We start from the raw sequence: 10,855 nt of genomic DNA, 5'->3' as shown, positions 1-10,855 counted from the left end.
TATTTTGTTATGAACATTCCGATGACCGCGTTTTAACACTTTTTAAGCAAGTTGTTAGAGGCGCGGTCACCGGCTAAACTGATCTTAACCGGATAGTTTAGTATGTTTGTAATATTTTATCGCCTGGTATGCTTAATTTCTTCACCGAAAACGTCGATTTCGACCTGTTACGCCCGTTAAAAACAAAAAAGTGGATCAAAAACACCTCAAAATCAGAGGGTTATGAGATAGCTGATTTGAACTATATTTTTTGCGACGACGATTATCTCCTGGAAATCAATAAACAATATCTTGATCACGACTATTTTACGGACATTATTACGTTTGACAATAGTGAGGAAGACAATGTGATTGAGGGAGATATTTATATCAGCGTTGATCGGGTTCGTGAAAATGCAGCAACGTTTCACGCCGATTTTGAAACCGAAATGCGGCGTGTTTTGATACACGGTTTGCTGCATTTAATGGGTTATGATGATACGGACGAAAAGCTGAAATCGGCCATGCGAGCCAAAGAGGATCAGTATCTTCTGCTCTTCTAGTTAACATTTCCACGTGGAACACTTTAATTAAAGTGGTTTAATAAGTAAAAGAATTATGTTTCAAGAATATGATGTGATCGTGGTGGGAGCAGGCCATGCCGGTTGTGAAGCAGCTGCGGCTGCGGCAACGATGGGCTCCTCCGTCCTGCTGATTACAATGAATATGCATACCATTGCCCAAATGTCGTGCAACCCTGCTATGGGCGGCGTGGCGAAAGGGCAGATTGTTCGTGAGATCGACGCGCTTGGCGGACAGTCTGGGATCATTAGCGACAAAACAATGATACAGTTCCGGATGCTCAATTTGTCAAAAGGCCCTGCCATGTGGAGCCCAAGATGCCAGAGCGATCGCGCAATGTTTGCCACGGAATGGCGGAATGTTTTGGAGCAAAATCCGAATGTTGATTTCTGGCAGGACACTGCGAAAGAAATCATCATTAAGGATGGAAAGGCTTGCGGCGTGAAGACGAGTCTGGGCATTGAGATCCATTCCAAATCCGTAGTGCTTACCAACGGCACATTCCTGAACGGACTCATCCACATTGGTGAGAAAAACTTTGGCGGGGGCCGGACAGGCGAAAAAGCAGCGACCGGCATCACCGAACAATTGGTAACATTAGGCTTTGAAGCAGGTCGCATGAAAACCGGAACGCCTCCACGGGTTGACGGGCGTTCGCTTGATTATTCCAAAATGGAAGAGCAACCGGGCGATGAAAATCCGTCCAAATTCTCTTACTCGGATACCAAGCCGCTTGCCAAGCAACGCAGCTGCTGGATTACTTACACTAATGGAGAAGTGCATGAAATTCTGAGAACTGGTTTTGAAAAATCGCCGATGTTCTCGGGAAGGATTAAGGGAATTGGCCCGCGTTACTGTCCTTCTGTTGAAGACAAGATCAACCGCTTTGCCGATAAAGATCGCCACCAGATTTTCGTAGAGCCGGAAGGATGGGATACGGTGGAGGTTTACGTGAATGGTTTCTCAACCTCTCTGCCTGAAGACGTGCAGTATGCAGCGCTCCGTAAAATCCCAGGCTTCGAGAATGCTAAAATGTTCCGTCCGGGTTACGCAATCGAATACGATTATTTCCCGCCGACTCAATTGAAATCGACACTAGAAACACATTTAATCCAAAACCTTTTCTTTGCCGGCCAGATCAACGGGACGACGGGTTATGAAGAAGCAGCTTGCCAGGGATTGATGGCGGGCATTAATGCGCACCAGAATGTGCATGAGCTCGACCCATTCGTACTAAAAAGATCAGAAGCTTACATTGGTGTTTTGATTGATGACTTGATAAACAAAGGCACGGAAGAACCTTACCGAATGTTCACTTCACGTGCTGAGTATCGCACATTGCTACGTCAGGATAATGCCGACATTCGGCTTACTGAAAAAGGTTTTAAGCTAGGACTGGCCGATCAGACCAGGCTTGATAATGTTGAGAAGAAGAAAGCCGAAGTGGCTGAAATCATCGCAGCATTCTCTGCTACAAAATTGACGCCGGAAGAAATCAATCCAACGCTTGCCGCGATCGGCACGGCTCCATTGCGGGAGAAGATTTCACTCGCACAACTTTTAAAACGACCGCAGATTTCGATTGACCAGCTGACGGAAGCCAGCCTTGTTGTTGAGACTTTGCTCGAAAAATTTGGAAACGATTCCATTCATCAGGCAGAGATAAATCTCAAATATGACAGCTATATCGAGAAGGAAATGTTGCTGGTTGAGAAAATGAACCGCCTTGAAGATTTGAGCATCATTGATAATTTCAACTATGATGTGGTCACTTCGCTGTCATTTGAAGGCCGTGAAAAATTGAAAAGGACGCGTCCTTCTACCATAGGACAAGCTTCCAGGATCAGCGGCGTGAGCCCTTCCGACATTTCAGTATTAATGTTATTCATAGGACGATAATGCCATTAGAAACGCTTCAGAATTGCCCCGTATGTGACAAGTCCAGCTTCAATAATTATTTGAATGTGGAGGATTACACCGTATCGCATAAGGAATTTACAATCCAGCAATGCAACAATTGTTATTTCCTGTTTACTAATCCGAGGCCTTCGGAAGCAGAGATAGGGGCCTATTATCAGTCCGACGATTACATTTCACACCACGATGAAAAGAAAACGAATCTGATTTCGAAGGCCTATACAGCCGTAAGAAACCGCACGATCAAACAAAAAGTGGAGCTGATCAATAGCCTTTCCGGATCGAAAGGAAGCATATTGGACGTGGGTTGCGGTACGGGTGTTTTTCTGACTGCTGCTTCAAAAGACGGCTGGCAGATTTCGGGAACAGAACCGGATCCGGGTGCAAGAACATTGGCGCAGAAGCGGGCAGGGGCTTCAATCTTTGAAACCATTTACGCCGATGAACTCGATACAAAAACATTCGACGTCATTACAATGTGGCACGTCCTGGAACATGTTCATCTACTGAATGAAACCATTGACTGGCTGTATAAGCATTTAAAACCAAATGGCAAGATCCTCATCGCCGTTCCTAATCCGCAATCATTTGATGCTGCAAAATACGGTCGTTTTTGGGCTGCCTATGACGTTCCGAGACATTTGTATCATTTCACCAAAGGCACAATGAAAACGCTTCTTCAAAAGCATAATTTGGAGGTCAAAAGCATTCTGCCAATGTGGTTTGATTCGTTTTATGTTGGAATGTTGAGCTCGAAATACAGCGGTGGAAGCATTAACTATCTTGATAGTGTAAAAACGGGACTTTTATCCAATTTGAAAGGGCGGGCGAAAGACAAAGACCATCTCAATACATCGAGCCTTATATACATTGTTTCAAAAAAATAATCAGTAATCCTGACAAAATCCGACTGGGCCCTCAATACGCGTTATCTGTATTGCGGGCCTTTTAACTTTCCAAAATCAATGATCAGAACCATTGCCATTGCTATCATTTGCCTCGTTATTTTCGGTCGCTGTGCCCAGCAGGTTTCACCAACGGGCGGTAAAAAAGATTCCATTCCGCCTACGCTACTGGAAAGCAATCCGCCGAACAAAACGCTGAATTTTAAGGGCAAGAAAGTCGAGGTTTTCTTTGATGAATACGTGGTCGTAGACAACATTAATCAGAAACTGATCATCACGCCCGAAGCTGATAACCCATATTCATACAAGCAGAATGGAATGTCTGTTTCATTGAGTTTTAAAAATGAATTCAAAGACAGCACCACCTATACATTGAATTTTGGGGATGCAATAAGGGATTTTGCAGAAAAAAATCCGGCAAAAAACTTGAAACTCGTATTTAGCACAGGCAACACGCTCGATTCCGGACGGGTTTACGGGACATTGAAAGATATAAAGACCAACAAGCCCATTTTTGACGCCCTGGTAGGTCTTTATAACCTCAGCGACACGCTTAACATCGCTAAACAAAAACCTTATTACTTCTCCCGAACAGACAGCAGCGGCATCTTTTCCATTGAGAATATTCAGACAAGAGATTACAAACTGATCGCGATCGACGACAAAAACCGCAACATGCTTTACAACGCAAAAGATGAGCGCATGGGTTTTTTGAGCAAACCGGTAACGGCCGGATCGGATTCTGCTTCCTATCATATCGATATGTTCCTCTCTGATAACACTGTGCTTAAGATCCAGCGGACCATTCCACGTGTTAATAATTATGCAGTTGTTTTCAGTAAGTCAATTGAAAAAGTGGATGTGAAATTTATGAACAACGACACTTTGCCCTATATGCTCGAAAATGGAGCAGCATTAAAGTTTTTCAATGTGCAGCCGCATCCGGATTCTACATTAGTAAAGCTGACCGTTACAGACTCACTCGGAACAGTGACTGATTTTGAACAAAAAATAGCATTTCAAGCACAAAGAGGGAAGGAGCGGCAGCGGGATCCATTGAATATGACGACAAAACCGGAAGGAAATAAGGCGCTTACCAACACATTTACTTACACCCTAAATCTCAATAAGCCCATCCAGTTCCTGGATGATAAGAACATTACACTCATTACGGACAGCCTTACGCACGAGCCGCTCAGCGCATTCAAATATCGCTGGGATCCGACGCGTACTACATTAACCATCGACGCAAAATCATTTGCAAAAGACACCATCAAATGGGACTTCCCAAAGGGCAGTATGCTGAGTGTTGAAGGCGACACATTGCCCAAAACGCTTATTAAGCATCCTGTTTTAAAGGAAGAAAATTATGGGCAGATAAGAGGGGCCATTGTCAATGCAGACACGGCCATGCGCTACATTATTGAGCTCGTCGACGAGCAATATAAACTGATAGAAACGCAGTACACAACGCCATACACTTTCATTAATATCCCGCAGGGCAAATACTACATTAGGGTGACGCTGGATGCCAACCGTAACCGACGCTGGGACACAGGAGAGCTCGATAAGGACAAGCAGCCCGAAACCATCTACTATCTCCCTGATAAAATTCTTTTGAAGGCTAATTTTGAATTAAATGACATCAATGCCACGCTTCCAAAGTGAAATTTTCTCAATTTCTTATACACTAAGTGTGGATAACTATGTGAATAACCCGTAAATTTTGTTGGTAAATGGGTTGAAATTGTTAACAATTGTGTGGATAAGCGTTGATAACTGTGGATAAAAAATCGATTCGCCTACTTGTGTGGGTAAATTTAATCTAAAATGAAGTTAACACCGCGTTGATACACTTTAGTTAATGTGGATAAGACAAAACCCACCGACCGCTACGTTACCAACACTGGAGTGTGAACAGATAAATTCATAACTTGTAATTCAGCAAGTTAAATGTTGGTAATTCTAAAAGCTTGAGTGGATAAACTCTCATAGTTATTCACAATCTGTGGATAACTATGTTAATCTACAGTGGATAAACCAATTATCCCCTTATCCACAGACATAGTAAGGGATAATAACTAAAGAAAAATTTTTTTTATCTATTATGAAAAAGGTTTCGAGTTGGGTATTGATGGGATTACTTCTTTCCGGGGCGGCCGCGGTGGGGCAGTCGGAGAAAGAGATGGCCGAGGAGTATTTTAAGAATAATGATTGTCCGAAAGCGCTGACTTACTATACGAGCTTTTTGAAAACAACATTTGAAAAGAATGCACTGAAGAATTACACGAACTGCATTATCAAGACAAAGGCCTGGGGCGACGGCGAGCAGTTTTTCAAAAAACAGACCAAAAATGATGCGCCTAATGCGAGCTGGTATCAGTTATACTGGAGCGTCATGCTGGAAGGCCAGGGGAAGGCCCAGGAAGCTGCAAAAAGAGTTGAGCAGAGCATTGCTGCATCCGGCACCAGGATTGAGCTTAAACGCGATTTGTCGGAAGAGTTCAGGGCTATGAATAAACCTGAATATGCGAAGCAAATATTGATAGAAGCCAGGGAAGCTGCGAAGCGAACCGACATTTTTCAGCTGGAATTAGCCAGTGTATACCGCGATCTCAACGCACCGGAACAGATGATTGATGAGCTGTTGTCTTACGGCATGCGTTACCAGAATATAGAGGTTGTCCAAAACATGCTGCAGGACTTTACGAAGGATGAAAAGGAGCAGGCATTATTGGAAAAGGTGCTATATGATAAGATCCAGAAATTCCCTGCCGAAGGTTTTTATAATGAATTACTCATCTGGTATCAGATCCAGAAGAAGGATTTCTACAAAGCATTCATACAAGAACGCTCGCTTGACAAACGATTTAAACATAATGGGTCACGGCTATACAACCTGGGCATGCTGGCTCTTCAGAATGTTGATTATAATAATGCCGGCACGATCTTCGACCATTTGGTAAAGGAATATCCCAAAGGCCAGCTTTATCCGGTTGCCCGCAGAATGGCTATTTTTGCGCGCGAGGAGCAGGTCAAAACTACTTATCCGATCAAGCGCAGCGAGGTGCAAAAGCTTCTTGGGCAGTATCAGCAATTGGTGGATGAACTCGGGGTGAATGTACGGACCGTGGAGGCGCTTCGGAATATGGCGATCCTGAATGCCTTTTATATGGATGATTTCAAAAAGGCAATTGAAATCCTCAACACCGCTATCGATGCAGGCAAAACAGAGAAAAATTTTGTAGACAAATGCAAGCTTGATCTGGGCGATATTTACCTGTTGCAAGGCGAACCCTGGGAAGCGACATTGGTGTACTCACAAGTTGAGAAATCACAGAAGGATGACTTGTTGGGTTATGAAGCGAAGTTGAGAAATGCGAAGCTGCATTATTATAAGGGAGAGTTTGAGCTGGCCAAAGCCGTGCTGGACATTTTGAAAAAAGCCACTTCCCGGGAAATTGCGAATGATGCCAACGAACTGTCGCTGCTTATTATGGATAACACCGGACTAGATAGTACGGAAGCAGCAATGAAGCAATATTCGTCTGTGGAGCTGCTGTTGTTCCAAAATAAAAAGTTCGAAGCACTGGATACATTGAAACAGCTTTATACCAAATATCAAAATCACAGCTTGGCAGATGAGATCCTATGGCTCACCGCGGAAACATACATGAAGCTCGATAGCAACCAGCAGGCGATGGAAAATCTGAAAGTGCTGACTACAAAATATGGCCACGACATTTATGGCGACGATGCATTGTTTGTATCCGCAAAACTTTATCAGGAAAAATTAAAAGACAAGGATCTCGCCATGAAGCTCTATCAGGAATTGATGGAAAAATATCCGGGAAGCATTTTTGTCGCCGAGTCAAGAAAACGTTTCCGACTTTTAAGAGGAGATGTGATAAATTAAAGATACTTGGGCAAAAACCAAAAGAGGCATAATCTTCACGATTTCTGCCTCTTTTGGTTTCAGTATATGCGGACTCAGATGCGATTGATTGCCTGTATTCAAAGCTCGCGCGGTTGATTTAACACAATTTTTAACTTAATGTGCTCATTAATAAGTTTTTGAAGTCTGAAAACGATGCTTCCATTTTCGTAGCCACTTTTTCAATGGAGAGCAATACTTCGAGCCTTTCAGGAATTTCAATAGATTTTTCCAAAGTTTCTTCCACCAGGTCGATAAATTTGGCCGGATGAGCTGTTGAAAGAAAAACGCCTGTAAAATCTGAGGTGTTCATCTTGCGATATTCCTTAAGACCTTCGTAAGCAACCGCGGTGTGCGGACACATTACATATTCTGATTTATCAAAAACTTCACGCATGGCATTTTTAGTCTGCTCGTCGTCAAAATAGAATCCGGTAATTTTTTCAGTTACCAATGTCCAGTCATCTTCAAAAAATCTTTGCAGTCTCACAAAGTTGCTGGGGTTACCGACGTCCATGGCATTGGACACTGTTTCGATGGACGCTCTCGGTTCGTAAGCTCCGCTCTCCAGATAACGCGGCACTGCATTATTAAGATTGGTGGCCGCAATGAAATGTTCGACCGGCAAGCCCATTTTGTAAGCCAGGAGCCCGGCACTCAAATTTCCAAAGTTTCCGCTCGGCACAGAGAAAACCACAGGCTTACCCAGCTTTTTCAACTGGGCATAAGCCGAGAAATAATAAAAGGACTGGGGGATAAGGCGCGCAATGTTGATGGAATTGGCAGATGCCAGATTAAATTTAGCATTTAGCTCCGGATCCAGGAAAGCTTCTTTAACCAGTTTCTGGCAATCATCAAATGTGCCGTCGATTTCAATCGCCGTTACATTATGGCCTAATGTGGTAAGCTGTTTTTCCTGAATGTCGCTCACTTTACCGCTCGGATAAAGAATTGTAACGGAAATGCCCGGAATTTTATAAAAACCCTGAGCAACCGCACCGCCTGTGTCTCCCGAAGTAGCAACCAGAATGTTTATTTGCTTTTTGGACCGCAGCAAATAATGGGACATGATTGCCGCCATAAACCTTGCTCCGAAGTCTTTAAACGCCATAGAAGGCCCGTGAAAAAGCTCTAAAACATAGTCATGCTCATAGATCTGCCGAACCGGCGCCTCGAAATCATAAGCCTTATGTATGATGGTTTCAATTTCGCTTCTCGTAATTTCGTCTCCGAATAGCGTATGCGTTATCTCGATAGCGATCTCATTGAATGTTTTATTTTCAATGTTTGCGAGAAAATCAGGCGAAAGCTGCGGGATAGATTCCGGCATATATAGCCCGTTATCGGCAGGCAGGCTGTTGAAGATAGCTTCTTCCGCCGAGGCCTTGATACTGGCTGTTTTTGTACTATAGAATATCATTTCAGTAACTATTGTGCAAACTTTAGAATTCAAATTTAAGTAAAAAGCGGGCAGGAAGGTTCTACAAATTTTTTATGACTTTGAAATTGGTCAGTGAATTTGTCGGGCCAAGGCTGTGTTTTATAAATTGATCCATAATAATTAACAAACTATAAATATGTCTATAGGTATTTTTAATGTTCCCGCAGTGCGGAATGAGCCTGTAAAAAATTACGCACCAGGCAGCCCCGAAAGGGAATTGTTAACAAAAGCCCTTGAAGAAGCGAGAGCAAAAACCATCGATATTCCGCAATACATAGGCAACCAAGAGATATACTCTCAAAATAAGCGCCCCATATCGCCACCGCACGATCATCAGCATTTGCTGGGCCATTTTCACGAAGGAACCGCAGAGGATGTTAAGCTTGCCATTGACGCGGCACTTGAAGCGAGGAAGGGTTGGGCTGTGCTCAATTGGGAGCAGCGTGCAGCTATTTTCTTAAAAGCGGCGGATCTGATAGCTGGTCCTTACCGTGCAGAGATCAATGCAGCCACGATGTTAGGACAATCCAAAAACGCCTATCAGGCGGAGATTGATTCAGCGTGTGAAATCATTGATTTTCTCCGGCTTAATGTCAACTTTATGCGGGACATTTACAGCCAGCAACCCATATCTTCTGATGGTGTTTGGAACCGGATGGAATATCGTCCTTTGGAAGGATTTGTGTTTGCGATCACACCTTTCAACTTTACAGCGATTGCTGGAAATCTACCTGCTGCACCTGCATTGATGGGTAATGTTGTGATATGGAAGCCAGCATTTACGCAGGTTTATTCGGCCAATGTGATCATGAAAGTGTTCAAAGAAGCAGGCTTGCCCGATGGTGTTATTAATATGATCCTGGCGGACGGCCCGGTTGCTGGGGATGTTATATTCAAAAACCCCGATTTTGCTGGAATTCACTTCACAGGAAGCACGAAAGTATTCCAGACTATATGGAAGACGATAGGTGAAAATATCGCTTCATATAAGACGTTTCCGAGGATCGTTGGAGAAACAGGTGGTAAGGACTTTGTCGTGGCTCACAAATCAGCCGATCCGAAAGCACTGGCAACAGGTCTGATCAGAGGTGCGTTTGAATATCAAGGGCAAAAATGTTCAGCTGCTTCCCGCGCTTACATTCCCTCGAATTTGTGGGAAGAAGTCAAAAAATTAATGCTTGCAGATTTGCAGGAGATTAAAATGGGAGGAGTTGAGGATTTTTCAAATTTCGTGAATGCCGTTATAGATGAAAGGGCTTTTGATAAAATCACTGGATATATAGCAAAGGCCAAAGTAGACAATGACGTCGAAATTGTCGCAGGCGGCGACTTTCACAAGAGCAAGGGTTACTTTATTCAGCCAACCATTATAAGGGCTCACAAAACGGATTATGTAACGCTCTGCGAGGAAATCTTCGGACCTGTCCTTACTGTATATGTATATGATGAAAATGAGTTCGAAAAAATCATCCCGATCATCGACAGCACTTCACCCTATGCATTAACTGGTGCCATCTTCGCAACGGACAGATATGCTATTCAGTATGCTTCTGAGCATTTGGTCAATGCCGCAGGGAATTTCTATATCAATGATAAGCCTACTGGTGCCGTCGTTGGACAGCAACCATTTGGTGGGGCAAGAGCTTCCGGCACAAATGATAAGGCTGGATCAGTTTTAAACCTGCTTCGTTGGGTCTCACCTCGGGCAATAAAAGAAACACTAGTTTCCCCACTTGATTACAAATATCCTTTCTTAGGAGGCCAGTAATTGTATAATTTTGTTGATTTGTTTAAAGGGTTGAAGAACTTTCATTTTTTTGGAGTTTTTTTTTGAAGTGATATTGCAACCCTAAAATCTTTTTCTACCTTTGCAATCCCAATCGCAAACGGCGAAAGAGAAAAGAAGAAAAGAAAGCGCGATTGGCCCTGTTCTTTGACATGATGAGATAAACCAAGAGAGTAAGAAATACTCGTTTAAGAAGATTCGGTCCTTCCTTAACGGGAAGAGATCACAACAAAATTTACAATGGAGAGTTTGATCCTGGCTCAGGATGAACGCTAGCGGCAGGCTTAATACATGCAAGGCGAGGGGGCAGC

Annotated in this window: 7 protein-coding genes and 1 rRNA gene; 7 read left to right on the top strand and 1 reads right to left on the bottom strand. The window is 43.4% G+C overall.

What is annotated here, in order from left to right:
* The first annotated feature begins 128 nt into the window (after nt 1–128).
* From ybeY to L0660_RS25290, 5 genes are all read left to right on the top strand, one after another.
* Nucleotides 129–542 carry an rRNA maturation RNase YbeY gene (gene ybeY / locus L0660_RS25310; RefSeq protein ID WP_235161911.1) on the top strand — a complete coding sequence of 138 codons (414 nt, stop codon included), beginning with the start codon at nt 129–131 and terminating at the stop codon, nt 540–542.
* A gap of 55 nt (nt 543–597) precedes the next feature.
* Nucleotides 598–2,460 (top strand): tRNA uridine-5-carboxymethylaminomethyl(34) synthesis enzyme MnmG, encoded by a 1,863-nt coding sequence (gene mnmG / locus L0660_RS25305; RefSeq protein ID WP_235161910.1) that lies wholly within the window; start codon nt 598–600, stop codon nt 2,458–2,460.
* Entirely contained in the window at nt 2,460–3,365 is a 906-nt protein-coding gene (locus L0660_RS25300; RefSeq protein WP_235161909.1) for a class I SAM-dependent methyltransferase, read from the top strand. The genes mnmG and L0660_RS25300 overlap by 1 nt, the downstream gene beginning before the upstream one ends.
* A 78-nt stretch (nt 3,366–3,443) precedes the next feature.
* Nucleotides 3,444–5,051 (top strand): Ig-like domain-containing domain, encoded by a 1,608-nt coding sequence (locus tag L0660_RS25295; protein ID WP_235161908.1) that lies wholly within the window; start codon nt 3,444–3,446, stop codon nt 5,049–5,051.
* A gap of 439 nt (nt 5,052–5,490) precedes the next feature.
* On the top strand, nt 5,491–7,299 hold the full coding sequence (locus L0660_RS25290) for a tetratricopeptide repeat protein (RefSeq protein ID WP_235161907.1): 1,809 nt from the start codon (nt 5,491–5,493) through the stop codon (nt 7,297–7,299).
* A gap of 130 nt (nt 7,300–7,429) precedes the next feature.
* On the opposite strand, the gene thrC is transcribed toward L0660_RS25290, so the two are convergent.
* Nucleotides 7,430–8,737 carry a threonine synthase gene (gene thrC / locus L0660_RS25285; protein WP_235161906.1) on the bottom strand — a complete coding sequence of 436 codons (1,308 nt, stop codon included), beginning with the start codon at nt 8,735–8,737 and terminating at the stop codon, nt 7,430–7,432.
* A 157-nt stretch (nt 8,738–8,894) separates the two neighbouring features.
* On the opposite strand from thrC, the gene pruA reads away from it, so the two are divergent.
* Nucleotides 8,895–10,526, top strand: a complete 1,632-nt coding sequence (gene pruA, locus L0660_RS25280; protein ID WP_235161905.1) for an L-glutamate gamma-semialdehyde dehydrogenase — start codon at nt 8,895–8,897, stop codon at nt 10,524–10,526.
* Nucleotides 10,527–10,781: 255 nt separating this feature from the next.
* Nucleotides 10,782–10,855, top strand: a 16S ribosomal RNA gene (locus L0660_RS25275); the annotation flags it as partial.

It is taken from the genome of Dyadobacter sp. CY351, from assembly GCF_021502625.1.
In the GTDB taxonomy this organism is placed as follows: Bacteria; Bacteroidota; Bacteroidia; order Cytophagales; family Spirosomataceae; genus Dyadobacter; species Dyadobacter chenhuakuii.
The sequence above is the reverse complement of the archived record's forward strand: the minus strand, read 5'-3'. Positions and strand labels throughout refer to the sequence as shown.